Below are 25,416 nucleotides of genomic sequence, written 5' to 3' on the forward strand. Positions count from 1 at the left end.
TATAAACAAGGAGTCATCATGGCAAAAAGCTACAAAGAAATTAATCAGGATCAACGTCAGTTTGGTTCGGCATACCGCAAAGCCAGCCCGGAAACCATGAACGCATTTCTGGCTTTACACAAAGCGGCCATGCTCGAAGGAGCTGTCAGTATTAAACATAAAGAGCTGATTGCCACAGGGATAGCCATTGCAGCCCGTTGTGATGGTTGTATTGCTGCACATGTTGCTGCAGCATTGAAAGCGGGTGCTACCAAGCAGGAACTTATTGAGACCATCGATGTCGCGATATTGATGGGTGGTGGTCCAGCAGTGATTTATGGCACACAGGCATTGGCAGCCGTCGAAGAGTTATCTGCTGAATTGAATCAATGACCGCAGAATTGAATGTCCGTTTCTATATGCCTTTGTTCGTGGGTGATCCAGCGTGAGTTGCCGGTTTGAGCTAACTGTTATTTGCGACAATCAGGCCGAGGATGATTTACTTTCCGAGCATGGTCTCTCATTTCGGATCCGTGCGGACGGACATTTGATTTTGTTCGATACCGGCAGTGGTGAGACACTGCTACCTAATGCAGCGAAACTGAAGGTCGACCTGACAGAGCTCTCTCATCTGATATTAAGTCACGGGCATTACGATCATACCGGTGGGGTTGCTCAGATTCTCGCAGCCAATAAACATTGTTCGGTGATTGCACATCCATGTGTTCTTTCTGAGCGCTATAGTCGTCATGCTGAACGCCCTGTTAAACGGATCGGTATGCCTGTTGCTGCGCAGGCAGCCTTGCAGCAGTTGGATTCAGTTCAGTTACACTGTAGCGCAGCCGTTTCATTTATCAGTGACAACATCGGTATCACCGGATTTGTGCCTCGCACTCATACCTTTGAAGATACCGGCGGACCATTTTATCTTGATGAAGCAGGACTGTACGCTGATCTAATCCCTGATGATCAGGCGTTATGGATAAATACCCCGCAAGGCATTGTGATTATCTTAGGCTGTTGTCATTCTGGATTGCTCAATACAGTTGAGTATATTCGTCAATTGAATGAGGGGGCTCGTATCGCTGGAATTATCGGTGGGTTGCATCTGCTGCATGCGTCTTCAGAGAGGCTTGAACAGTCGGTTACCTATTTGAAAAAGCTCAGGCCACAGTTCATCTATGCCGGGCATTGCACTGGTGACGACGTTATCGTCATGTTGCGCGAAAATTTGCGGGAGACAGCTGTTGGTCAATTCCGCGCAGGTATGCGGATAGGCACTGAATAAAACGGTTTATCAATTAAACAGGAATACAAAATATGTTCAGAGCATTTATATTACTGAGTGCTTTCATGTGCAGTTAGTACCAGCGAGTGGCTAATAGATGTCAGCACAGGTGCTGCATTTGCACTAATTTATCCGTAATAAAATGCTTGCGATTCACCATTTTAATAGCCAGCTTTTCGCTACCATCATTTAGTAGAATAGTGTTTATGATGGCCTCGTCAGCGATCCTACTGACACGGGCCAAAGCATCAATTAACTGTAATTCACTCATTGAACCAAACAGTTCATATGCATGACGGTTATCTTGCTGGGTTCTTAAGGTATCAATTTCATTGACGTCATCACTAAATGCTTTGTCTTTGGGATCGCCACAGGCTCTAAATAGCAAAGCACCACCAATATCGATGGTGAGAACTTGCCCATTCAATACCCCCTGATTATCACCGTGCAATCCAAGTGCATCCCAATTGGCTGTCCACGCATGAACTGCAAACCATTGCTGGGCTTGTCGGCGCTCATCTTCAGAAAATTGAGCAAGGTTTTGTTTATCTAATTTTTCCCAGAGGGTCGCGATTTGGTTCGGTTCAACAGTAGGGATATAGGTAAGGGTTGGCGCACCAGCGAGCTGATAAAGCTTTGCCGCAATCCATTCATTCTTAGCAAGCATGGGCGATTCCAACTCTTTCACATAATAACGTTGTCCATTATCGTCTTCAAAAATACCGGCAAAATTACTACCAAGTTGGCCGCCGACCCGTGTCATGAGTGAAGTATCGATCGGTTGCGAAATCGGGTTATTCATCCATGATCGCCTTCGTTGATCGCACCAGAGAAAGTTGTCCCGGCGTTTCAATAGCACCATGTCGGCGATGTCTCACCAGGCGAATAGCTTCTACAGGTTCCATGCCTAATTCCACTAAAAGACGACTCGCGATCATACCCGCCCGGCCTAAACCACCTTTACAGTGCACCAGTATATTTTCTTTGGCTCGTAACCGATTTCGAATAATTTTACCTTCTTCCAGCCAACGAACCTCAAATTGCTGATCGGGCACAGAAAAGTCTTTGATAGGGAGATGGATCCAATGAATACCACGTTTAGTCACTTCTTGTCCTAATTCAGTGACTTTTAACGCACGCAGCTCATCAGACTCCATTAAAGTTAAAACAATACGGGCATTCCAGGCTTCAATAATATCTAAATCTGCCTGGAGGTCTCTTTCCCAGATACCGGTTACTGCATATCGATCGTATTTACCTGGACAAAAGGTGATCCCGATAAAGCCAAAACTTTCATTGGCTCGTACTTCTGCAATTTTCAGAGGATGTGTATGGCTGGTTCTTATTAACGTCATTGCATTCCTTTCCCAATAAATAAGAACGTTTATAGCAGACTAAAGAAACCCCATGTCTTGGCGTTGATACTGGTCAACTCTCTGGATAATTTAGATGAATAAATGTCAAAAATAGAGGACAGAAATTGGTGAGGAATGAGATTTGGAGTTCACCTAACGCAAAGGCGCCATAAACAAAAAGAGCACTGATTTCTCAGTGCTCTTCTCGCTAGAAGATGGCGGTGAGTGAGAGATTCGAATGCTCAAAACCACTATACAATCTGTGATAAATCAATTGGTTATCTAAATATTCTTGCAATTTCATTACAAATTGACACAGCCAATTGCAATGACCCAATAGAGAAAAGATAGCACAATATAGTTGAAACCAGGTATCTGTTTTCATCGTTCGCATAGATAAAACTATGCAAGAACATGATGTAATTAAACAACAATGCCGAGTTGGCGACTGTAGCTAATGAAGTGTAAATTTACCTCTATTTTGCCGCAAAAAATTAGTTATAGCACGGTGTCTGAAACAGTACTTTCTGCATATCAATAACAATCAATACATCCACAGTGATTACCCTATTAATGCAAATAGGACAGTTCAGAAATACGGAATTTGTATTATGCCATTCAATCAAATGCGCGGGAGAGGGTTGCCGGATTACCAAGATAGGTACCTGGAGTGCTGATATCTTTTGTTACCACGGCGCCAGCACCAATAACCGCACCAGAACAGATCTTGACAGGTAATATAGTCACATTGGAACCAATCGTAACATTATTTGCGATATTCGTTTTTCCCCAAGATTGTGGATCCGGATTGGGGATGCCAGTTTTGAATAAATCATTGGCAAACATGACACCATGTCCTATGAAACAATCATCACCGATCGTGACAAATTCGCAGATAAACGTATGCGATTGCACTTTGGTTCGTTTACCAATAACGACGTTTTTCTGGATCTCAACAAAAGGGCCAATAAAAGCATCATCATCAATTTGACTGCCATACAAATTCACTGGCTCGATAATGGTGACATTATGACCAAACTGCATGTTGTGAATACCGGATCGGCGTATTACAGGTTTTGCCATTTTATGACTCCGTTGCAGTGTTCCATCTTATTGAGTTCCGGATTGTTATTTTAAGTTTGAGCAAAAAAGGTTTCCTGTTTCTTATGTGGACCGTCATTACCGTCTAGTTTCATAAGTGCTAACCCTGACGATTGGACTAATGATGCAATCATCTGTCGATTGAAGAGGGCATTTCTTTCGTCATTGATATACTCGGAAATGGATACCCATTTTGCATCCTCGATTTCATCTGTATCTTGAATACAAATGCGTTCGGATAGCGGCGTTAATCGACACACAAAATACAGATTGGATTTTCCAAACTGGAATGGATGTTTGGTGGTAAAGCCGACTATCGATTCAAACGTTGCTTCAATCCCCGTTTCTTCCAATACCTCTCGGACTATGGCTGATCCAATGCGTTCGCCCAGTTCGATATGGCCGCCCGGCAATTTATAACCATTCATGCCGTGTTCTTTGATCACTAAGATCTGCTGGTGTGGATTGCACACGATCGCACCAGCTCCCAAGGTATGTGTCGGGATAAAAGGAACAAATGTGGTTGAAGGGGCCTTACGGATCAGTGTTAATTCCGATTCTAGGCAATTATGAAAGACAAAACCCAGATCAGTAGCGGGTTTGATCAAATGTGATTTATCAATTGGTAGCGTTAACCAGATCAGGTTTTTATTTTCAGTGACAGCAAAGTGTATGATTTCTGATAGGTGTTTATGAAATTGATCAGCGCTGTCAGGAATAGAAAGTGGGTCGACAATAACACCATTAAATTTATCTAGCTCAAATTTCACAGCAGGGCCCTTCTGAGTATCTAAAGTAAAAGAGTTAAAAATGAAGGCGGATTTTACTCATTACTGATGATGTATCTCTGCGCGACAGCATTTGCTTCATTTTCGAAGATTGCCATCGCAGTAGTCATGGGTTTAAAGCCTAATTTTTGGTAAAAAGGTTCTTTACCAGGAACGGCATAGAGGATGATTTTTTTGTGGCCTGCGGATAAATTGATCAATCGTGAGACGATCTCTTTGCCGATGTGTAACCCTTGATATTCGGGTAAAACTGCGACATCGCAGATATAAGAACAGTCAACACCATCCGCTAAAGCGCGTCCCGCAGCCACTAAATTATTTGCATCATAAACAAAACATTTAAACATACTGTTGTTGAATGCGATTTTTAAACCATCCGCGGTTTTGTTACCCAGAGGTGCGGCATGGTACATGGCAGCCAGCGCGTGCCAGTCCAGATCATCAGATACGAAACGCCATCTTAATTCCATTTAATTGTCCCAGTCCAAATGATAACGATCACCATAAAATGGATGTAAGAATATTGGTGTGTCGTGAGGGGTCTGACATCTCATTGGAGTGATACAACGATAACTTTTTCAACGCCATGTTCTTTCACCCGCAACGTCGATGAATAGATCTGGTGGCTTTTGTTTGCCTGAATAATAGCGGATAAATCGATCCCTTTATCTGCTAATGCAGACAGCACCGTTGTAGGCATAAGTTTCTTTGCTGCCCGGACAACGAAGAAAGGAATGTTGATTGTGACGTTGGATTGCCCATTGATGAATTTTTCAATCACAAGCGTGCTCATTTATACCTCAGCGAATTATTGATCCACAAAAAACTATTCCGCCACGATCGCATTATGATGCCGAATGGCTTTTTTGTTAGCAAATGAAACCTGATACTTCACAGCTACGTATTTTGGAGGGTATCAGGAAGCTGTAAACAAAGTTGAGTCACATGAGTTTGCTTTTGTAAAATTTAAGCCTATAAATGTTAGCGTTCAATGATCAAATAATTGGAAGAATAATGAAAAAAATTGGGTTATTACTGGTCGGTGTATTGCTTTCAACATCAGTGCTAGCAGAAGGAGCAATGCGCTGTGGTAGTTCAATCATTTCGGTTGGGGATACCAAATCAGAAATGCTAATGAAATGTGGAACACCGATAAGCTCAGATGTGAAAACGACAGTCACAAAGAATGAAAATGGGTCAAAATCAGTCATTCAAACGGGCGAAATTTTCACTATGGATATGGGAAAAGATAAATTCATGGCGCTGGTAACAGTCGAAAATGGCGTGATCACGCACATTGAAGATGGCCCACGTCACGAATAATCAAAACAACACTGGCTGGGTCAGTTCTTAGTCAGAATTCATTTGAACTACGTTTTGCACCACAATCTTTCTGCCATATAATGCTTTTGGACAAAAATGAGTTGGCAGCTTTCCCAAAATTCAAGAGATTGGATTAGATTTTATTATGCGAACAGGAAGTACTAAGTATCTGGGATTTTCGATTGTAGCTTCTATAAGCAGCAACTTAACAGAGCAAAAACGTTGTTCTATAAAATCGCTGCGTAAGATAACACTGTGCCAATGGTAGAGGTTTGTAGCGCTTAGTTTAGGAGCATCACCAAAAACTGCTCATTATGTTATCTTTGATAGGACTCTTTCTGTATTAATAAGCACTGTTTTCAATAAGATATAATAAGCTGTGCTATTATGGTTGCATGTTTTTATCGGGTTTTAATCTATTGGTTTCTTGATAAGTGCGATTTGTCCCCTATTCCCAACACTAGCTTCTCTCGATGTATACAGCAGCCGTTAACTAAGTAGATTTGTGCCGTTCTTCATCTTTGTTTTCACATCTCTGCGTGTTTCGTGCGTTCAAATTTTTTTGGTGATATATGACTAACAGTGATATTCAGTTTTTAACAGGCTTTGAGTGGGCGGAAGTTCGACTTGCTACATTTGACCAACGGTTGTTGTTTGCGAGTGTGCATCTATTACCCAAAGGAAGAACTAAGCCCGAGATAATGAATGGAGTTGAGACGCATAAGCTCCCTAGGAAGGGGGGAACTCTATACTTCCGACGAACTGTATTAACAGCTAAAGATGCTGTGAAATGGTACAGAGCTATGGAAGAGACGCCCGTAACACCAGTCCCTTCTTGTAATACAGATCGAGATAGTCAATTTGATGGTATGCCAATCAGAAATACAAAAATGATTGATGACCCTATTTGGCCAACTCTAGGATTACCCTATAACAATAGTCTATTTTCAAATCTAGAGACGGTAGATCCTGCTCCCTTTATTGGAAATACCTCTTCGAGAGTTCACCGTCGTTTTGGCGATGGTAAAGGTTTCGAAGCTATATTGAACGATAGCTCTGCGCTGACTTTTTTGGCAAGAAGGTTGCACATTAAACTTGACTCTCATCCCGAGTATTTGGGAAGTATTGTATTACTAGCTCCCGATCCTGTGATAAGTAAGATTGATAATTTCGTTATACCTAACACCAATAGTAATGGTGATGAATATATTTTCTATAGATTCGTTCCGAGAGTTGGGCAAACACTTGAGGATCTGAAGCTTATAACATTTGACGAACAAGCAAGCTTACTATCAAGTTTTGAAGTACTAGATGTCCCGAAAAATGGAATTATAAAGGTCAATAAAGGCAGTTGTATTGGGAAGTATGGTTATGTTGTTACTCACCCTGTTCACGGCATTCTAGCTTACCATCAGCCTACGGGGTATCTAAGAGCTGTAAATGTAAGTATTGGAGTAGTAGGCGAAACGAGAGAGGTACGCGTACCTATAGGAGAATCAAAGAAGGCTAGCAGTATTGATTATGAAGTGAATAGAATATCAAGAAGTAATTCCAATTATGGCTATGACCATATTCCACCCAATGTTAATGCACGAGTTGGAACTGCTGCTAGAGCGCGTGAGAGACTGTCAGAAGCATTTAGACTTGATCAAAAATGGTTTGGAAAAGGAACTAGAAAGGAAGCTATGGCTTTTATTCGACAAAGAATAAGCAGAGCTAGGAGTCGAGTCATTATTGCGGATCCGTACTTTGGTATTTTACAGATCCCCCAATTCTTATTAGCTATAACTAGTAATGATGTAAAAATCGAGCTATTGACGTCTAGATTAGCCTTTGAAAGTAGCACGCCAACTGACGAAGATGGGAGAACTAAAAATCTTTCCACTAGTGTCGAAGCCAAGGTGCAGCAATTCAATGAAGAGGTTGAACGGATAAAAAAAGGAGGGAATCCTGACTTTGATGTAATGGTTTTAAATGGTAAATCACCTGAGCTGCACGATAGATTCCTTGTTATTGATGATGATGTATGGTTCATGGGGAACTCTCTTAATACGTTAGGGAGTAGAGCATCTATGGTAATTAAGCTACCTAACCCAGATGAAGTACTTTCCGCTTTAAGGGATTTTCACAATAAATCAGAGAAGTTTAGTGATTATATAAAAAGTATAAAAGATATAGCTGGAGATTAACCGTGTTTAATAAAGTTGCTCCAAAAGTTAATATATCAAAAAAAATTACTAAGCTTGAAAATGAAATATTGTGGCCTGCACAGAAAGGGTTTGGTAACTTACCTAATGGGGATTTAAGTAAGTTTCCAAAAATGGATGCTATAGTGAATAGAAAAAACGCCTTTATGACTAATCCATTACAAACATTTTGGACTGCTATTTCTAACGCAAAAGAAAGAATTTGGATTATTGATCCATATATATTTGAGCCAGAAAATAATAAGAATAGCAGACAAAATAGAATCCAATTCATAATTGACCAGTTACATGAGACGTTAGAAGCTTGTGATATTAAAGTGATTACCAAGTCTCATAATACTATTGAGAATAAAAATATTGATAATGATATACTAATCCAATTTAAGGAGCACGCTCAGTTACTTAATGGACTAAAAAGCAAAGGTTTAACAATATGTGATATAGATATTAAGTTTAATTTAACGACAAACTTTGATTATATTCATGACCGTTTTGCAATAATAGATGATGAACTTTGGCATTTTGGCGCTACAGTTGGCGGTTTTCACTCTCTAGTTAGCGCTGCGACTAGAGGATGGGATGCAAACGAGCATGGCGCAATAGAATTTTTTAAATTAGTGTGGTCAACTGAAGGTATAGTAGGCAAAAATGAAAATAAAATGGCCTAGAGAAAAGAAAAATGAATCTTATACAGATGGCATTGATGTAAGAAAGGAATTAAGTTTCTTTATTGAAAATTATGAAGAGTCTTTTTTAGAAAAATGCAGTACTTTAATTGATTCTATTGTTAAAGATGGAGTTAAATACCCAGAGCTTCAATCAGAAATAAAACATATCATTAAAAATATTGATGTGGACTATTCAACTGAAGATTATCTAGATCTTATATCTACGTGGGCATGTGTATTAGCAATGGTAAAGTCCCCGAGCTTAAATACATGGTTGAATATAAAAAATATTTTTTATCATTCCAACAATATTATGTATTGGTTAGAGGATTCTATTTTTGTTCATGCTAAAATTCATCCTAAAGATAGAAAAGTATTTATTACTCTTTCGGAACTAGTAATTGATGCTTTAGAGTTGAATAAGGGAAATTTAATCCCTGATAGATATGGAAAGTCAGTTGATAATCTATTACACCGCTGGAAAAAAACATCTGAAAAGCTGACAGAGATTTGGTGGGGATTAAGAGGTGGCGATTCATGGCTGTATAATTGTGAGTTTGTATTATTCTCCGTATTCAAAACCTTTGATAAAACACAGTTTATCAAAAAGATATCTAGTTCCGAAAACCCTTATCTGATTGATGCGACCCTTTATGCTATAGGTGTCGATAACTGTTACTCTTGTTGGGAAGATGCTGTAAAGTCTGCTCCAATTGCATTCTCTGAAGATGGTGGATGGAATGGATCTATTCTATTGCCCCTACTTTTAGTTGCAGCACGTAGGAATGTTCAACAAGCCGTAAGCCATTTGCCTCAATTTAATTTACCTTCAGAAGATGAAGCTAAAGCCAAAGCCGAAATTGCTGAATTAACTTCTTCTATTGCTGCGTTGTTAAACAAGAGAAGTGATGCACTCCCATTGTTTGCACGCTGGTCTACTTGGTTAATGCGAGAGATTATTGTCTCAAATGATTCTGATGAGGATAATGTAACCTCGCCAAATTTCATCAATCATTCGCTAATTAAAGAGATTGGAAAATCACTACCATCAGACTGCATATTTCAGGTCTTATCGAAGGAAGTGCCATTGTGGGAGAATTGGATATATAGGTCTGTTCTAACAGTTCATTCATACAACGGCTTTATTCAACCTCAAGATTGTGAATCGTTTATAGATGAATGGAACCTCAAGTTCGAAGATTGGAAAACAGAAAAAGGTAGGCAGCTTATCGAAAGTTCCAGTTTGTTTAATATGCAAGGCCAAGAAATCCCAAGCCCATCTAATCAATTCTTAGCATACTCATTTGCTATGTCAGAATCTCCTACCTCTAATTGGAAACATTTATGGTCTAACACAAGGTTATTAAGAGAAATCGTTGAGCTTGGGGACATCGAGGATAGTAGATTAGATCGATACAAAGGAAGTACAGAAGCTGTAAAGTTAATTTGGTTAGCTTTTTCTGTCGGGATTGCTACTTTAGATCAGCTAGTTCAACAGTATATTGATAGAAAAAATATCTCAAAAGATGAAATACTAAACTTATATCGAGCACTATTAGGGGCTTCTAATGAAATGAAAGAGATTAATTATTTCATTGATATAGAGAAGTGGGAAAAAGCTTCGCTGGTGCTGTTTTTAAGGCGTCTACATTGGGACTCTGAAGTCGGAAAAATAGAAGTGTTCGATTCACGAGATAAACCATCATTTGCAGATTTAGTGGAGCAGTCAACTCATGACGTTGTATTTTTTTGGAGGTTCATTGAATATGCTATAGGGTATGAAGATCATTTGCTAAACAAAATCGAACTACCGAAGTCTAGGGTTGTTGAACTTGTTGATGATATCAAACTGATAAAAAGCGCTAGTGATCGAAAATATAGTATAGATCTAAAAGTCATTGAAAAATGTGCCAAACGATTACTAGATAGCTAGAGTGACTGTCATTTTATACGCTGAACCAGTGGTCAACGCTGGTTGTCTAACGCTCGGATACTACGTGCGTATCAGTATTCTGGAGGGAAGGTGATACCAGTCACAACTCCTTGTTTTATGCTGAAATAACACAAGGCGCGAAAAGACATAGAAAATGGGATGGTAATCACCCCGTAAAATAACTGGCGTCAAAAGTAGAGTTTTCTCGTACGATAAACGCAGGAGATTCTTTATGAAAACATCAAAATTTACTGACAGCCAAATCATGGCGATCCTCAAACAAGCTGAGGCTGGCACACCTGTTCCTGAATTATGCCGGGAGCATGGCATGAGTTCGGCGAGTTTTTACAAATGGCGAGCTAAATTCGGCGGCATGGATGCATCGCTGATGGCTCGTTTAAAGGAACTTGAAACTGAAAATGCTCGGCTGAAAAAAATGTATGCCGAAGAGCGGCTCAAGGCCGAAGTGATCCAGGAAGCCATGGCAAAAAAGTGGTAAAGCCGTCGCAGCGCAAAGCGATGGCACAAGATGCGGTTGCTAATCGAAAAATCAGCATCCGTTTAGCCTGTGCTGCATTTTGCATTAGCGAAACCTGCTACCGATACCAGCGCATCATGACGATGAGAATGCTGCAATTGCTGACTTGCTCGTTGATTTAACAGAGAAAGAAACAGATTGGGGCTTTGGGCTGTGTTTTCATTATTTGCGTAACGTCAAAGGTTTTGGTTGGAATCACAAACGGGTTTATCGAATTTACTGCGAATTGGCGTTAAATCTGCGGATAAAGCCACGTAGAAGGTTAAAACGAAATGCGCCAGAACCGCTTTAAGAGCCAACGAAATCGAACCAAGTGTGGTCGATAGATTTTATGCATGACCAATTGGCTGATGGTCGAAGCTATCGACTGTTCAACGTGATTGATGACTTTAAACGTGAAAGGCTTGCGATTGAAGCAGGTTTTTCGTTACCGACAGTGCGTGTGATCCGAACCCTAAACCAACTACTTGAATGGCGAACAAAACCACTCGCAATCCGCTGCGACAATGGGCCGGAGTTTATTAGCCACGAATTTACGGAATGGGCGAAAAAGCATGAGATCAGGATTGATTACATTCAACCAGGCAAGCCGCAGCAAAATGCGTACATCGAACGGCACAACAAGACGATCAGGTATAGCTGGGTAAGCAAACATTTATTTGATACGCTTGAAGAAGTTCAGGACTATGCCACAAAGTGGTTGTGGTTTTACAATCATGAACGGCCACATAAAGCCAATGGCGGTAAGCCACCATTGATGGCCGCATAACCTCTACTTTTAACTGCGGTTAAAAATGGGAGGATTACCATGGACAAAGCCGTGCTGAAACGGGATTTTTTCCAAGGTTTTTTGCACGGTGCGGCATAGAAATAAAAAAAGGGTCGGATAATACCGACCCTTTTGTAGACAGTTAGCGTTTTGACTACCGGAGTTTGGTGCGATAATAGATAATATTATCGCCCACGAAGGAATCGATAACCAGTGTTTGGTTACACGCTCCGACACGTTGTTGATGTTGACGGCCCATTGTCGAAATGCCGGAAATCGTCATTGTGGCACGATTACCACAATTAAATCCCATGACGCCATCCCGAGTCCCCATGAAGTACACCGGTTCAGAACGACCACCAAAAATATCTACTGTTTCAGTTCTAACGTTGGTGGCGTCAAACTTAAAGACACGTTCATTAAGCAATGATTTTCGCATGTCATAATCAGCGATGACATACCATTCATGATCGCTTTCTAACTGAATTGCATAAAGCCAGTTCATGACAGTACCGCTAATTATATAACCAGTTAATGCAATTTTGGTTACACCTGGCATAACCCCAGAGCCAGCAATAGGAATTAAGTTTACCTGACTATATTTGTTGTCCGATGGAGACATAAATTTAAAGTCGTCCCAGGCAAATGTACCAGCTATTTCATATTGCCCTTTTTTTACCGTGATTGGGTAACGGGTGCCTTCATACAACATGCTAAATGTTATATCGGTTGGCGCGACCATGACGGGCAAACCAGATTTGTAGTTAACCGTGGTTTTTAGTACATCCCCTTGATAAGCAATGAGTTGTTCTGAATAACCAGTCACTGGGCTTCGAGATATAGGTTTTATCTTAATGTGATCGGTATATTTTGAAAAATTTCCCTGAGTGGCACACCCGGTCAGCGCGGCAACAATAATGACCGCAGCGATTGATAGTTTTTTATTCATATTTTTGTGAGAAACACTGCTTTTACGCAGTTGGAATAGCCATGAATACAAGCAATCTCCAGTTCTCTCCTCCGTTATAATTTTGTGGCTATTGTTTATTTATTGTGAATAAATTTAAAAGAAAATGAGACAATGAAAAAAATTGTGTTCGTTCTCAGTTGACTTAACGCTTGCTTATAGAATAACAGTATTTTTTAGCAAAAAAAAATAACAACAAGATTTTGATTTGTGTTGCTGATAGCGTTAGCCATTAGCAACCGTATGCGTTGGGAAGTAGCCTTATTATTGGTCGAAAAATGCCGTATATGTCTCTCTTGCGTTGGAGTGGTTTTTGGGCTGCAACATATCCCAACGTAGCTGGGGGTTTATCAATAGCCATTTAGATCATAAAAATTACAGGCTCCATGTAGCATTAGAAAAATTAGGTAAATTCAGATATCCAAAATTGTTATGAACAATGAGACTAAGAAGGAATGGGGCAAATCCGAGCTACGGATTCTGCACCTAGGACCTCTGTAGACAAAGAGTTGCAACTTAAACACTCGACTCTCGTTGAATGCACTGAAGCAAAAGGGCATTTACACCTCATTGGGGTTTTAAAGTATGATTCAAACAATACTCATGCACATTCACTAACCTATGTCGAATTTGTGTTTTGATTTCAAACCATCATTTCTGTTTCGACTGTTTACTCACGGTGTAAACAGGCTCTCTATCTCACCCGATGATTTGAATTTCTGTGGGAAAAATCAGAAGAAATCAAAAGTACCCTTTGCTGATTTGACTCATTTACCGGCGACGCATTCATGGCTGTTTTTCCATACGGTGGAATTCAAAACGTCGCAGGGATTGTTCAAACTCCGTGGATTGTCTAAAACACAGGCGTTATTTGCTAAAAAGCAAATTGATACCTTTTGGTATTTAAGTCGGGTAGGGCAGGTACAAACCTGGCTGAAAGAAATTAGAGAAGAGCTACACAAACCACATTATCTTCGCTCATCACAGTGGTTAGTGCTGCAACAGCGAATTGAAACAGACAAGGCATGGCTACCTGCTTTGCCTCCGACTGGCTTGCTGGAGGCAAACATTGAGCAATTATTTTTTGATGTTTCCGAAATCCTAACAAATCCGCTCAAGTTCCTAAAAGCATCCCGTGAGCAACATATCAATCAGCAACTGCAACGCTATGGTTCGCTATTCGATACCGTCGAATCATCACCGCTAACGGATAAACAACGGTTAGCGTGCATTGTTGATGACAATAACAACTTAGTTCTGGCGGGGGCAGGTACTGGGAAAACGAGTACCGTAATTGGGCGTGTCGCTTATTTAGTACAAAGTGGTCTGGCAGATCCAAGCGAAATATTGCTATTAGCTTTTGCTAACAAAGCGCAGCAGGAGATGCGTGAACGTCTCCAGTCCCGATTAGGTATTGATGGTGTTTCGGTCAATACCTTCCATAGTCTTGGCCTTCAGATTTTGGCGGCGGTGGAACATGGCAAACCGAGTATTTCGAAGTACGCTGAAGATGCCTCACTCAAGACCTATTTGGTCGAGCAAACCTTTCAGAAGCTTCAGCAGGATGAAAGCTATCGTCAGCAATTGCTGCTGTATTTTGAAAAATGGTTATTTCCTGAGGAAAATCCGTTCGAATTTCAGTCCTATGGCGATTACATCAATTACTTGAACGATAATGAAATCCGGACACTGAAGAATGAAAAGGTAAAAAGCTTTGCTGAATGTCAGATAGCCAATTATCTCTTTAAAAACGGCATCGAATATCAATATGAAGCGAAATATAAGATTGATACCCGTACACCAGAATTCCGTACTTATCAGCCAGATTTCTACTTGCCGGAATATGACATCTACATCGAGCATTTTGGTATCGACCGACAAAGCAACACAGCGCCTTACGTTGACCGGGAAAAATATCTGCAAGGGATGCGGTGGAAGCGGGCACTACATGCTGAACATCGCACCCAATTAATTGAGACGTTCCACTATGAACAGCAGGAACAAATACTCCTCATGGAGCTTGAGAAAAAGCTGAAGAAAGTCGGAGTGGTATTTGAACCTTTACCTGCTGACTCGGTGCTTGAAACCCTACGCGAATTCGGGGCCATTACAGCCTTTTCAAGGCTGCTATCAGATCTGTTATCTCAATATAAAAATGCTCATCTGACCGATGAAGAATTAGCTAAAAAAATCCTCCAAGCTAAAAAGCCCGACCAGATGCAGGCTGCGATGACACTCTTAAAACCCATTGTTGAAGTTTATCAGCAAGCGCTTGTAAGTGAGGGAGCTATTGATTTCGATGACATGATTGGTCTGGCTTATGATTATGTCAGGGATGGGCTTTACCATTCCCGCTGGAAATATATTCTGATTGATGAATATCAGGACATCTCGTTACCCAGAGCAAAGCTGGTAAAAGCCTTACATGACCAACAACCAGAAGGCTCACTGTTCTGTGTCGGTGATGATTGGCAGTCTATCTACCGGTTTACAGGAAGCGATATTCATCTCACTTCAGAGTTTCAAACATTCTTTGGGTATACTCAAATCACAAAGCTGGATAAAACGTTCCGTTTCAACAGCAGCATTAATGAGATCGCCAGTCGGTTTGTGTTGAAGAACCCAATTCAATTGAAAAAAGAAATTACATCACATCGCCAGGTTGAAAATCGGGCGGTTTCGCTGATGAGAACCAATAAACAGACACCGCAGGCTGTTGATGAAATTCTTGTGTCACTCGCCAGAGAGGCTAAGCCTGGCTCAAGTGTGTATTTCCTGGCCCGATTTAGAGAGCTACTGCCCAATCTGGAATGCCGTAAAACCATTGAGCAGAAGTATCGGACAAATTTTGAATTTAGGTATGACACTATTCATGCATCCAAGGGAAAGGAAGCTGATTATGTGGTGTTGCTCGGCTTAACACAGGGAAAATATGGGCTGCCTTCGGGGATTGTAACCCATCCACTCATTAACGCTTTGCAACCTGAGACTGAAGCCTTTCCGGATGCGGAAGAAAGGCGTTTATTTTATGTCGCATTGACGCGTGCGAAACATAAAGTCGTTATTGTCACCAATATGCTGAAAGCGTCTGAGTTTATTAAAGAGCTTATTGAGGATGGCTATCCACTAGCGTTAGACGAGTTTGAATGCACACTGGAACAAAGAAATGCACAAGCATTACCTTGTCCTACTTGCAAGACTGGCACGTTAATATTGCGTGACAGTGTTCGTGGTAAATTTATGGGGTGTTCCAATTACCCGCTTTGCAAACATATTCGCCATGCATGTCCGAATTGCTATTCGGAAATGAGTGAAGCCAACGGCTCTCGTACGTGTGTGAATATACACTGCCGGACTCGTATTCAAATTTGTCCGCAATGTGGTGGAGATCTGATTTTACGTAAAGGACAATATGGCCAATTTTATGGTTGCTCAAATTATCGCGGTGTAGAAAAACCGAGCTGCGGTTATACACTAAAAGCCAACCATTAATTCACGGTTAGTTATGCGAAAAAATGCAAACTGGATTTTTTCAGATAAGATAGGACTGCATTTGTTATGCTTCAAGACGCAGTCCCGCTTGAATTTTATTATGCTCTCCAGAGCGTTTACCTTTTTATTTGAAAATTACAGGTACAACCATGAGTGATTTCATCAAAACGTTTACTAATGCGCGTAGTTTAAAAGCGGCTGTTCGTGATTTAACGCTTGAACAATTGCAGGAAGGTTTTGCAAAGCTGACTGATATTGTTGAAGAACGCCGTAGAACAGAAGCTGCAAATCAGGCAAAAGAATCTGCGCGTTTGCAAAAAATTGAAGAAATGCGTGCTTTATTAGCTTCAAAAGGGTTGGATATCGCTGATTTAATTTCTGCATCAACTGATACGGCTAAATCAGTTGGTAAAAGAGAACCACGTCCTGCGAAATACAAATACATTGATGAAAATGGCAATGAAAAAAACTGGACTGGTCAGGGACGTACACCACTTACAATTCAAAAAGCATTAAATGAAGGTAAATCATTAAGTGAATTCTCCATTTAATATTGAATGGATTTATTAAAAGGATGCTAAAAGCATCCTTTTTTATTGCCATGAAACACGTCTTGAAAAAATATTAAAAATAATTGAAAAAATATTGCCTTTTTTGTGGGTTTTTAAAAATTATTTACTATAATCCAATTGCGGTTGAAAATTCATTTACCTTAAATTCTTACTAAGGAGTTCTTTATGGACGTAGCTATGTCTATTTGTAAAGATGCTTTCAATGTTGATATGGAAATTTATTATGCTGCTGCAAATGTATTAGGGATGGTAAGGCCAACCCTGAAACAATTAAAAAGCCAGAAAGACAAAGAGGTGTTTATTTCATCCAATGAAATGCAGCATATTAAGAATTATGATTTTTCTGATAATGCATTAACGGTTCGTTTGGCTTATTTGCACTTTGTATTGATTAAACTGCAAGATCATGAGTTTCTTGAACAAGTTAGTAATTATATTCGAGAAGGTGTTTTTCCGATCCAGACTTTGGAGTTTATGGAGCAATCGCTGGGTATTGTCGTTAAATATACCGACGGTACGGAAACCTTTAAGAGTTCAAAACTAATGAGACACTAAGCTGGAATGGAAATGAAGAATGGAAAAATGGAATATCAGCCAGGGACGGTATTCATGAATATTTAATTTGAGGAAATAATTATGGCTAATAATTTTCAGGTTGCTCTAACTAAAATTTGGAATGTGATTGATACGAATTGGCTGCGTAAAGCTAAAACGTTAAATGAAGGTTCTTTTGTTGTTTTACCAATTGAAGTTACACAAGGACATTTTGCGCAATTAAAACAAGGTCTGATTTCATCCTTAGACTACTCGGAACGCATGGCTTACTGCTTTATGCTGGCATATGCGCTTGAAAAGCATCATATTGTCGATACGATCCGCGAGATGATGTACCAGCGAGAATGTCCTGTAACAGAACTACTGGCGATTGAAGAAGCGCTTAACGTGCTATTCATGTATGTCACTGGTGAGGCCTGTTTTCTTTATCAGGAACCGTCATACCGATCAGTAACGCAAACCCGCTAACCTTCCTTTCATCCGTGATGATGAGGCTAATAAAAATAATAATTGCCTCATCCACACAACCTAATTCAACGAGTTTTCCGGAATTTTGCTTGTTTTGTTTTCAAAACAGGGATAATGCTGTGCAAATTGCAGTGTTAATCGAGGCGTTCCAATTTTAATTTCTCTGTCCATAAACTCATTGATTGCTCGCAAAAAGCCATTGTAGTCTTGCAATGTATTAAAGCGGGGGATCACATCATTACGAAAATCAGAGGTTATTTTATTTATATAAAATTGGAAAAGATGACGTATTTTCATTTTATAGTTGTTATCCATCGCGAAGCCTTCAGTTTGATCTATTTTGCCTAAAGATTCTAAAGTAAGCGCATTTATTTTATCCCTGCGCTTTTTAAATGGTTTGCCTAAAGCCAAACGAGACAGGATTTCATGCTCAAGAGCGCGATCTACGAAAAGGTTATAGATGATTGCATTTCTATTTTGAATGATAGATAGAGAAAATTGACTGCATTTAATGACTATTGGTTTCATTTTTATTATTCTGTTTATTATAGTTTACAACAAACAAAGCAATGATATCAATTAAGTTGATAAATATATTATGATATTATAGAGATTTTGATGTGTCGGTGGCGGGAATGGTTACGGTGGTATATTTTAAAGTATAATTTCAGAGTGTGATATTTGTAGGCAGGTGGGGCGCGGTGGAAATGTTTCATGTTATTGAGAATTAATTCAGCCTGGATCTGTGAATTTACACTGGTATATATTCCGCTGTTTTTCTGTTTTTCTGTTTTTCTGTTTTTCTGTTTTTCTGTTTTTCTGTTTTTCTGTTTTTCTGTTTTCTGTTTTGGTCGCTTTAAAATGTGTTTGATGTATTGGAGTTTATACTAACTTTCCGTTGTTGGAGGAAAATATATTTTTTCTCCTTGAAGTGATTGTGTCCTCCCTTTATTTCTCTTCTACAATTGTGGCTAATGTCAGTATTTACCAGACACCACGAATATTATGGTGCCAGGTATTTTTTCTAAAGTGTTTTATGATCAACCACGTTTATTGGTGAATAGGGTCATTTTGCGAATATCTCTGCCATAAATTCATCTATTTCTTCGTCTGATAGTTGCTTTGTCTCATTGTTGATTGAGGCCATTATGCTAATGCCGCTATTGTTTTCAGCTAATATTGTGGCAGGCCGATGCGTCGAAAAGATGCCCGAGATATCAATATTGTCCTCAATGCATGGTGCCATTTCCCACGGGCATCCTCCTTCATCATATCTGGATAGATATTCATTCATGGCAGCGTTTTCAGCAGCATCTGTATTTACTACAGTCATAAGCTCAGGGTTGGGCTTCTGTTCTCGCTCATGCTTGATTTGTTGTGATGGTAAGGCTTTAGATTTGCGTGTGCTTGCCGGGGGTATAGAAGCTGCTGGATATATATTCGGCTCTGGAATTATTACCGTTTCACCCGCTTGGATGGATTCGCCTAGTTTGGCTATGAGCTTGGGGTTATTTTTCTTAAAGTACGTTTCAGCTTGTTCAAGAATAGCCGACCTTTTTACGGTATAGGCAAAGTTCCGGACCCCGTCATGGCCTGCGATCTTGTGTGTTGTGCGTACTTCTTCCAGACCTAAGTTTTCCAAGATGATCCTGACAAACCGGGATGCACGTTTCCATGTTGGAAATATGCCGCACATTTCTTTAAACAGATAATTTGCGCTGATCGGCGAATCACCTAATTCAATGTTTCCATGCTGGATAAAATCAACAACCTGCCTGGCATCAGAATTTGTATATTGTCCGAACCAATCCGCACTGTCTATATTCAAGAGCTGAAGTATGCGTTTTAAGAATAACGATTTTGCTCGATCATTCGCGCTTTCTGTATAGTCGGATTTATGGAGGTATATCAGTCGCTGATAGAAGAGAAGTCCCTTCTGGTCATAAAAATTGATCACATCCTCAGTGATTGAAGTCACCTGAAGGGTATGAAATAGGTTGTAAGCCAGTAGATCCAGGTATTCCTTCTTGTTGGTCTGGTCGTCTTTTCGAATAAGGCGAGCTGCTTCCTGTCTGGTAATGGGGACATCGACCGATTTCAGATAGTCATCTCTGAATAGCTTCTCTTCTGCTGCACCGACTTTTCGGGCAGCATGTCCTTCTTTTCGTGCGACCCGGTCTGGTTTAACCTGAACGATTTTGAAATTAAGCTGGCTCAGGATCAGCAATACCTTACATCGGTAGTTCGCTCGTAGTTTGTTTTCAAACACGATCCGGTCAACAATTTTGCTGATGTAAGTATCATTCTTACTGGTTTCGATGAGGTCATTGGTAAAGCTATCTGGGGTAGTGAATTTTGTCAGTTCATCAACCAAGATCACTTGTCGGTCGGTATAGCGGTTATAGACTGAGTTGAACATGGCAAAATGAATGTCAGTGACCTTTCTGAAGCGCCTCATGCATTGGATGATATTCGTTGGCAGGATTGTACCGGCTGCAAATACGAAGACAGAACTGAAACGGGTTGTTTCAATACTGATCCCTGAGTTAATGACGGGAGTGATAATGCATAGCTGATAGGCTTCGAGATTCTGGTTCAGATCAGCTAAGAATTCCTTTCCTTCGGGTTTAGCGACGAATTCTCCGTCAATCAGGATGCTTTTCGTTTTCAACGAAGGAACGGCAGCTTCCAGACTGGACTTTAATTCGTATATTTTTTCTTTTCCTGCATCGCAGAACAACGCCACATTTTCACCATTTTTCAGGCGATTGATCAGTACATTAACCGCCTGATTGATGCCGCTTTTGGTATCGTAATAAGCGATCGTTTGCTGATATTGATAGGGGGTGGGAGGGGCAACAATGTAGATCTTGGCATCCGTAACTGATTTTAGCCAGTGGACCGTATCATCAGACATAAGTGCATCGGCAGCGACCACTACCGACGATGATCTTAATTGTTGTTCGAGATTTCTGAGTGTCCTGGCTCGGTTGTCTAAGGAGCCATTACCAACGGCATGTCCGGCAAGGTGAGATCTGACTTCTTCAATTTCATCAATAATCGTCACGCGGCTTTCCTGATTAAACCTTTCGAAATGCATCAGAAAGGTTGAATTGACCACCGAGAACAATCCTTTGGGTAATTGGTCAGAATTGTCAGTGATAGCCGTTTGATAATGGCAGGGATCGCCAAGCTTATCCGCCAGCATCGATCGCTTACAGCTTATAAAATGCGGGTGAAACTCACTCTCCATATATCGATTGAAGATAGGTCTGAGCACATTAGATGTCTTACCGGAGCCCATCCCGCCTGTTAGTAGGAAAACTACTTTTCCCTCTTTCTGACGTTTGTCCTCAATGAAATCTAATAATGTACTGTCATAAGGACGATGGAGCATTGTTGTATCGGGGATATCCGGTTCAGGACTATGAAACTTGAGTACATTTTGATAGGCCTGTTCAAATTGTTTCGTTACGTATTGTTGTAGCCAGGCAACCGACTCTTCATTTCTCGCCGGATAGTATTTCAATAATTCGAGTAATTTAGTTTCCGCTTCATGCCGCATTTCATTGGTGAAAAACGAATTGCTTCTCATTTCTACTAGCTTTTTAAAGTGTTCTTTGAAGCGATAGGCCGTGGGCGCATGGCGGACCTGCAATTCAGTAAAGACATCGATGTCGCTGCGTGCTCGAGCGCTTACAAACGTATTATCGATTTTAAGATCAGTTTTATATTTCTTCGCAAGCTCTAGGGCTTCATAGGCATTGGCTGGATCGCAATGAATCGTGATAGGAAGACTTTGGTATCTCTCATCAATAGCCAGTTTTTCTAAATTTGATTTCATGTTCCCGAAGAACGGAGTAACCGAGGCAGGAAGTCCGTCAATCTGTGTCCTGGCGACAGCGATACTTTTAATTTCATGCGATGGAATTGCGGTAGACATATGATTTATTGAAGAAAAAGTAATGATTTATCTTACCTGAGTCGAAGGCAAACTCCATACAACTAGCAGGGATAATGCGGTACAGATTTTATGAATGAATAGCCCTGTCACACTAACTGCACACATTTTCTATCTGACATTGAAGCCATTGATTGCGAAGAACGAAGCATCAGGTGCTTCCATTTTTCCAAATGGCACCCTTTCCCATGGAAGTAAGAATCAGCATTACTAAAAAAAGATTTAGAGCTATCAGTTATGCTTCGCATAACAGTTAAGTCCATTTCTGTGTCTTTTATATATCTATTTATAAAGTGATACATTAATTTGGACACTAATCTTTTTGACCAGGCAGAACAGGCCAGATTGCATGGCTGGCGCACACGTTGACTTTGGATGTTTTTCATTCAAAAAGACGGGCTATATTTCATTACTCACGAAAGAAACTAATTCCGCGGCGTTATTTGTAACTTAGTGCACCTGATAAATAAAAATTGCTGAAATATGTCCTCGGCTGGTTCAGGGTTAGGATTGTTTGTTGGGGTTAATATTTATTAATTTAAATAAAGCGATAAGTTGAGACTATATTTAAATAAGACATTGACAGTAATATTTTATATTTATAAATATCGTGTCAAATTATTTATTGCTTTTATAATAACTTATTTAAATTGAATTATTTATTGACGGTGATATAATCATTTCATTGATTCGAAAGGCGAATTAATAGCAGTAAGCATATATCTTGTTATATTTGAATTAATTATTAATCTTATTTTTTAAGAGGGTTTTATATGTCTGATTTTAATATTGAACGTATTGTGGAATTAGCTAGCCCTGATGCTGGATGTGAAATTATATATGCTAAAAAACGCCCATCCATCAAATGGAGTGACAGTGCATTAACGGTGAATGTCGATTGCATTATGGAACGTTCATATATAGATCTATTAAATACCATGTCTCATGTGGCAATTTCAAGAGAGGTTCTTTATGGGCATGATTGTTATGTGTTCGACTTTTATGATTTCGAAGGTACATTAATTCCACCAGGATTTGTGTTTGGTGTCGAATATTCAGATAAGTTATTAGAGCATGGGGAGGAGGGTAAAAGATATTTCTTAGAGTTAACATTAGAAGGTGAGCGTATTGCAGTGTTGCCTGCAATAATAGAACGAATTATCGAAAACGACGAAATGATTCATTGAGTTTGTTATGAATTATTTTACTATTAATTAAATAGAGAGGTTTTATGGATAATAAATATGAGCGAACACGTATTATTATGGGGTTTGGAAATAAGTTTTCTGATGTGTTTTCAAATGAATTTTGGCGTAAAGCTGAAAAATTACATACAGATAATATTTCGGGTAAGTATCCATTGTCATTGCGATGGCCTCAAAAATGTTATGTGCCCGAGCAGGTTTGGCTGGCATTTTTAGTTAAAGAAGACGTTCCGATAGAGATTATCGATGAAGTTAAATACTATTTCAGTACATTAGCTGCTTGGAGTTCAAGTTTACTAACATACAGGATAGACAGTAAAGCCTTTAATTTTGCATATAAAAATCAATTCCCAGACATATTGCCAGTATCCCAGATAGTTAATTTTATTAATGGTGCTTGTTTTTTTGAAATGATAGATTTCAATAATGTCAATGGCTTCTTTATTAGTCTTGATTATAACATGGATGATAAATTATATATTCTTAAGGTTTTGCTAGAGAAAGATAATGAACGGATACCATTAGTGGTTGAATTGGGTAATTGGAGTCTTGATGAAGGTATTAGGAAAGGATTAAGTCGAGAGTTCGATATACAAGGAAATGAAATGGATTCAACAGTAGAATACGTAATTTCTTGGGTTGAGCCCATTTTAAAACTAATTCTTTGCTTTGAAAATAATAAGCTTGTTATTAATGAGATAGATAATTGTAAAACTCGTGATTTTTTGCGCATCACAAAGCAATCAATGGGAATAAAAGAATATAATGTATCTTGCAATAAATAAGATGAATATATTTATTATTTTATCTATATTGTCTTGTAAATAAGCTTGTCTGTTTAAAAAATATTGTTAATACTCCATTAATGCCTGATGTGATTATGAATTCAGCTTTATGGTTTTTCTTTGTTAATAAATAATTTTAATTGTTTTTTATAATGTCGAGGTGTGATTGTTATGATTTTTATTTCCAATAATGGTGTAAAAGTTCTGGATACAAATTACTGGGAAAGTGACATGGCCGAAAGCGGTCTACTTTTCCTTAGTTGGAACGACGGTGCTGGCCGGTTGTTGATCCCTAAATGCCAAGAAAATCTGCTGAGAGAAATGAAAAGTGGTAAATATGTAATCATTACTCGTGGTATGTATAACAACGTAGATTCTTTAGAAATCATGTTTGAAGATAACTCTGAATCTCCATTTGTAGTTTTTATATCTATGGGGCAAACGGACAGGTTGATTCCAAAATCGGACAAGCATGGGATCTTCGATTTCACTATCTTGGTTGAGAATGGAGAAGTTGCAAAGTTTAAAGCAAAATATCGTAGAACTAAGCGTTTACCCTGCATGACGCCAATGAATTTTTAATGGCTAATTTTTAAAATTAACCTCTGAAGCTAATTGCCACCTTCGGTAATACTGGAATTTTATTTTGGAGAATATATATGTGTCAAAAATTTAACCCTTATCATTTTGTTTCGGATTATGAAATCTTATTTCCTAATTTATTTTGGGTGGATATTGAAAGGACAAGCAATTTTAACTGTTTAAGTCGCTTTGGATGGCCCATTTGTTGTTATCTTCCAGAATCACATTGGGAGACTTTATTGAAATTTCATCAAATATCATTTGATGGTTTCGTGGAGGTAATAAACCCTAGTAAATTCCTTTTACCCCTATCTTCGATAGGTGCGTGGCGAAAGCTGTCATTAACCTGTTGTATTGCCGAAGATGATTATTTATCTGCTGAAGAGTTACCTACTCCAAATGTACTGCCTGTAGAAAAAATTATTGATGCAGCTAAAGATTCCCCTTATTTAGATTTCATCGATTGTGAAAATCTGGAAGGCTGTTTTGTCAATATTGAATGGAATATCGATGATGAGTTTTATGAGATAAAAATACTTTATGTGGTTGATGATGACTTTTATCCTGTATGGATAACCTTGGGTGAGTGGGATGTTTTAACGGGCATTAAAAAATCATTACAACGTAGAGATAAATTGTCAGAAAATGAATCAAACAAAATTGCAAACCTCTTATATGTTCGTGCAACATCAATTGTGAAAATTCTTCTTCAAATTGAAAAGGAGGAAATAAAATTGCAACAAAATATTCCTGGGACACTTTAAATCATTTGTGTGATTATATTGAATAATGCGTACACATTGATTTAATCTGCTTAAAACACCGGATGTATAAGGTTTCTGCTGACTGAGAAAATCATATAACTACGAATATGACTACT

At 39.3% G+C, this 25,416-nt stretch carries 23 protein-coding genes and 1 pseudogene; 15 read left to right on the forward strand and 9 right to left on the reverse strand.

Features of this window, described 5'->3' with window-relative positions; genetic code table 11:
* Nucleotides 1-18 precede the first annotated feature (18 nt).
* Entirely contained in the window at nt 19-372 is a 354-nt protein-coding gene (locus H027_RS0115360; protein ID WP_024873330.1) for a carboxymuconolactone decarboxylase family protein, read from the forward strand.
* A 52-nt stretch (nt 373-424) separates the two neighbouring features.
* The gene (locus H027_RS0115365; RefSeq protein WP_024873331.1) at nt 425-1,267 is read left to right on the forward strand and encodes an MBL fold metallo-hydrolase; all 843 of its coding nucleotides are present in this window, start codon (nt 425-427) and stop codon (nt 1,265-1,267) included.
* 100 nt (nt 1,268-1,367) lie between these two features.
* Here the strand turns inward: H027_RS0115365 and H027_RS0115370 are convergent, their stop codons facing one another.
* The 6 genes from H027_RS0115370 to H027_RS0115395 all read right to left on the reverse strand — a co-directional run bounded on the left by H027_RS0115370 (nt 1,368) and on the right by H027_RS0115395 (nt 5,304).
* The gene (locus H027_RS0115370; protein WP_024873332.1) at nt 1,368-2,069 is read right to left on the reverse strand and encodes a hypothetical protein; all 702 of its coding nucleotides are present in this window, start codon (nt 2,067-2,069) and stop codon (nt 1,368-1,370) included.
* Nucleotides 2,062-2,622, reverse strand: a complete 561-nt coding sequence (locus H027_RS0115375; protein ID WP_024873333.1) for a cyclin-dependent kinase inhibitor 3 family protein — start codon at nt 2,620-2,622, stop codon at nt 2,062-2,064. Before H027_RS0115375 ends, H027_RS0115370 begins: the two co-directional genes overlap by 8 nt.
* A 618-nt stretch (nt 2,623-3,240) precedes the next feature.
* On the reverse strand, nt 3,241-3,705 hold the full coding sequence (locus H027_RS0115380; protein ID WP_024873334.1) for an acyltransferase: 465 nt from the start codon (nt 3,703-3,705) through the stop codon (nt 3,241-3,243).
* 50 nt (nt 3,706-3,755) lie between these two features.
* Nucleotides 3,756-4,493 carry an NUDIX hydrolase gene (locus H027_RS0115385; protein ID WP_024873335.1) on the reverse strand — a complete coding sequence of 246 codons (738 nt, stop codon included), beginning with the start codon at nt 4,491-4,493 and terminating at the stop codon, nt 3,756-3,758.
* Between the two features lie 53 nt (nt 4,494-4,546).
* Entirely contained in the window at nt 4,547-4,981 is a 435-nt protein-coding gene (locus tag H027_RS0115390; RefSeq protein ID WP_024873336.1) for a GNAT family N-acetyltransferase, read from the reverse strand.
* 80 nt (nt 4,982-5,061) lie between these two features.
* Nucleotides 5,062-5,304, reverse strand: coding sequence for a hypothetical protein (locus H027_RS0115395; RefSeq protein WP_024873337.1), 243 nt, complete (start codon nt 5,302-5,304; stop codon nt 5,062-5,064).
* A gap of 221 nt (nt 5,305-5,525) precedes the next feature.
* Between H027_RS0115395 and H027_RS0115400 the strand changes: the two genes are divergently transcribed.
* The 5 genes and pseudogenes from H027_RS0115400 to H027_RS18050 all read left to right on the forward strand — a co-directional run bounded on the left by H027_RS0115400 (nt 5,526) and on the right by H027_RS18050 (nt 11,949).
* Nucleotides 5,526-5,834 carry a DUF2845 domain-containing protein gene (locus tag H027_RS0115400; protein WP_038150066.1) on the forward strand — a complete coding sequence of 103 codons (309 nt, stop codon included), beginning with the start codon at nt 5,526-5,528 and terminating at the stop codon, nt 5,832-5,834.
* Nucleotides 5,835-6,406: 572 nt separating this feature from the next.
* Nucleotides 6,407-8,023, forward strand: coding sequence for a VPA1262 family N-terminal domain-containing protein (locus H027_RS0115405; RefSeq protein ID WP_024873339.1), 1,617 nt, complete (start codon nt 6,407-6,409; stop codon nt 8,021-8,023).
* A 2-nt stretch (nt 8,024-8,025) separates the two neighbouring features.
* The gene (locus tag H027_RS19025; protein WP_024873340.1) at nt 8,026-8,709 is read left to right on the forward strand and encodes a phospholipase D-like domain-containing protein; all 684 of its coding nucleotides are present in this window, start codon (nt 8,026-8,028) and stop codon (nt 8,707-8,709) included.
* Nucleotides 8,690-10,642 carry a hypothetical protein gene (locus H027_RS0115415; RefSeq protein ID WP_024873341.1) on the forward strand — a complete coding sequence of 651 codons (1,953 nt, stop codon included), beginning with the start codon at nt 8,690-8,692 and terminating at the stop codon, nt 10,640-10,642. Before H027_RS19025 ends, H027_RS0115415 begins: the two co-directional genes overlap by 20 nt.
* Before the next feature lie 232 nt (nt 10,643-10,874).
* A pseudogene (locus H027_RS18050) lies at nt 10,875-11,949 on the forward strand (IS3 family transposase).
* A gap of 154 nt (nt 11,950-12,103) precedes the next feature.
* Here the strand turns inward: H027_RS18050 and H027_RS0115430 are convergent.
* Nucleotides 12,104-12,949 carry a hypothetical protein gene (locus tag H027_RS0115430; protein ID WP_024873343.1) on the reverse strand — a complete coding sequence of 282 codons (846 nt, stop codon included), beginning with the start codon at nt 12,947-12,949 and terminating at the stop codon, nt 12,104-12,106.
* Nucleotides 12,950-13,546: 597 nt separating this feature from the next.
* Here H027_RS0115430 and H027_RS18055 point away from each other — a divergent pair.
* The 4 genes from H027_RS18055 to H027_RS0115450 all read left to right on the forward strand — a co-directional run bounded on the left by H027_RS18055 (nt 13,547) and on the right by H027_RS0115450 (nt 18,003).
* On the forward strand, nt 13,547-16,408 hold the full coding sequence (locus tag H027_RS18055) for a UvrD-helicase domain-containing protein (protein ID WP_202593498.1): 2,862 nt from the start codon (nt 13,547-13,549) through the stop codon (nt 16,406-16,408).
* 149 nt (nt 16,409-16,557) lie between these two features.
* Nucleotides 16,558-16,959: an H-NS family histone-like protein gene (locus tag H027_RS0115440; protein WP_024873345.1), complete on the forward strand. Its 402-nt coding sequence runs from the start codon at nt 16,558-16,560 to the stop codon at nt 16,957-16,959.
* Between the two features lie 186 nt (nt 16,960-17,145).
* Nucleotides 17,146-17,535 carry a hypothetical protein gene (locus H027_RS0115445; RefSeq protein WP_024873346.1) on the forward strand — a complete coding sequence of 130 codons (390 nt, stop codon included), beginning with the start codon at nt 17,146-17,148 and terminating at the stop codon, nt 17,533-17,535.
* A gap of 81 nt (nt 17,536-17,616) precedes the next feature.
* On the forward strand, nt 17,617-18,003 hold the full coding sequence (locus H027_RS0115450; protein ID WP_024873347.1) for a hypothetical protein: 387 nt from the start codon (nt 17,617-17,619) through the stop codon (nt 18,001-18,003).
* Nucleotides 18,004-18,063: 60 nt separating this feature from the next.
* Here H027_RS0115450 and H027_RS0115455 read toward each other — a convergent pair whose 3' ends face one another.
* Nucleotides 18,064-18,531: a hypothetical protein gene (locus H027_RS0115455; protein ID WP_024873348.1), complete on the reverse strand. Its 468-nt coding sequence runs from the start codon at nt 18,529-18,531 to the stop codon at nt 18,064-18,066.
* A gap of 538 nt (nt 18,532-19,069) precedes the next feature.
* Entirely contained in the window at nt 19,070-21,946 is a 2,877-nt protein-coding gene (locus tag H027_RS0115465; protein ID WP_024873349.1) for a hypothetical protein, read from the reverse strand.
* A gap of 791 nt (nt 21,947-22,737) precedes the next feature.
* Between H027_RS0115465 and H027_RS0115470 the strand changes: the two genes are divergently transcribed.
* The 4 genes from H027_RS0115470 (at nt 22,738) to H027_RS0115485 (ending at nt 25,300) form a co-directional block, all read left to right on the forward strand.
* Nucleotides 22,738-23,151 (forward strand): hypothetical protein, encoded by a 414-nt coding sequence (locus H027_RS0115470; protein ID WP_024873350.1) that lies wholly within the window; start codon nt 22,738-22,740, stop codon nt 23,149-23,151.
* 44 nt (nt 23,152-23,195) lie between these two features.
* A complete protein-coding gene (locus tag H027_RS0115475; RefSeq protein ID WP_024873351.1) occupies nt 23,196-23,954 on the forward strand; it encodes a hypothetical protein in 759 nt (252 codons plus the stop codon).
* A 171-nt stretch (nt 23,955-24,125) separates the two neighbouring features.
* On the forward strand, nt 24,126-24,536 hold the full coding sequence (locus H027_RS19030) for a hypothetical protein (RefSeq protein WP_024873352.1): 411 nt from the start codon (nt 24,126-24,128) through the stop codon (nt 24,534-24,536).
* Nucleotides 24,537-24,613: 77 nt separating this feature from the next.
* Nucleotides 24,614-25,300 (forward strand): hypothetical protein, encoded by a 687-nt coding sequence (locus H027_RS0115485; protein WP_024873353.1) that lies wholly within the window; start codon nt 24,614-24,616, stop codon nt 25,298-25,300.
* Nucleotides 25,301-25,416: the final 116 nt, after the last annotated feature.

The sequence above is a fragment of the Tolumonas lignilytica genome, assembly GCF_000527035.1.
GTDB lineage: Bacteria > Pseudomonadota > Gammaproteobacteria > Enterobacterales > Aeromonadaceae > Tolumonas > Tolumonas lignilytica.

Excerpts from the sequence above, each read along its gene's own strand:
- H027_RS0115360 (WP_024873330.1), top strand. The coding sequence starts at position 19 with ATGGCAAAAAGCTACAAAGAAATTAATCAGGATCAACGTCAGTTTGGT.
- H027_RS0115370 (WP_024873332.1), bottom strand. The coding sequence starts at position 2,069 with ATGAATAACCCGATTTCGCAACCGATCGATACTTCACTCATGACACGG.
- H027_RS0115375 (WP_024873333.1), bottom strand. The coding sequence starts at position 2,622 with ATGACGTTAATAAGAACCAGCCATACACATCCTCTGAAAATTGCAGAA.
- H027_RS0115380 (WP_024873334.1), bottom strand. The coding sequence starts at position 3,705 with ATGGCAAAACCTGTAATACGCCGATCCGGTATTCACAACATGCAGTTT.
- H027_RS0115390 (WP_024873336.1), bottom strand. The coding sequence starts at position 4,981 with ATGGAATTAAGATGGCGTTTCGTATCTGATGATCTGGACTGGCACGCG.
- H027_RS0115395 (WP_024873337.1), bottom strand. The coding sequence starts at position 5,304 with ATGAGCACGCTTGTGATTGAAAAATTCATCAATGGGCAATCCAACGTC.
- H027_RS0115400 (WP_038150066.1), top strand. The coding sequence starts at position 5,526 with ATGAAAAAAATTGGGTTATTACTGGTCGGTGTATTGCTTTCAACATCA.
- H027_RS0115405 (WP_024873339.1), top strand. The coding sequence starts at position 6,407 with ATGACTAACAGTGATATTCAGTTTTTAACAGGCTTTGAGTGGGCGGAA.
- H027_RS0115415 (WP_024873341.1), top strand. The coding sequence starts at position 8,690 with ATGAAAATAAAATGGCCTAGAGAAAAGAAAAATGAATCTTATACAGAT.
- H027_RS0115440 (WP_024873345.1), top strand. The coding sequence starts at position 16,558 with ATGAGTGATTTCATCAAAACGTTTACTAATGCGCGTAGTTTAAAAGCG.
- H027_RS0115445 (WP_024873346.1), top strand. The coding sequence starts at position 17,146 with ATGGACGTAGCTATGTCTATTTGTAAAGATGCTTTCAATGTTGATATG.
- H027_RS0115450 (WP_024873347.1), top strand. The coding sequence starts at position 17,617 with ATGGCTAATAATTTTCAGGTTGCTCTAACTAAAATTTGGAATGTGATT.
- H027_RS0115455 (WP_024873348.1), bottom strand. The coding sequence starts at position 18,531 with ATGAAACCAATAGTCATTAAATGCAGTCAATTTTCTCTATCTATCATT.
- H027_RS0115465 (WP_024873349.1), bottom strand. The coding sequence starts at position 21,946 with ATGTCTACCGCAATTCCATCGCATGAAATTAAAAGTATCGCTGTCGCC.
- H027_RS0115470 (WP_024873350.1), top strand. The coding sequence starts at position 22,738 with ATGTCTGATTTTAATATTGAACGTATTGTGGAATTAGCTAGCCCTGAT.
- H027_RS0115475 (WP_024873351.1), top strand. The coding sequence starts at position 23,196 with ATGGATAATAAATATGAGCGAACACGTATTATTATGGGGTTTGGAAAT.
- H027_RS19030 (WP_024873352.1), top strand. The coding sequence starts at position 24,126 with ATGATTTTTATTTCCAATAATGGTGTAAAAGTTCTGGATACAAATTAC.
- H027_RS0115485 (WP_024873353.1), top strand. The coding sequence starts at position 24,614 with ATGTGTCAAAAATTTAACCCTTATCATTTTGTTTCGGATTATGAAATC.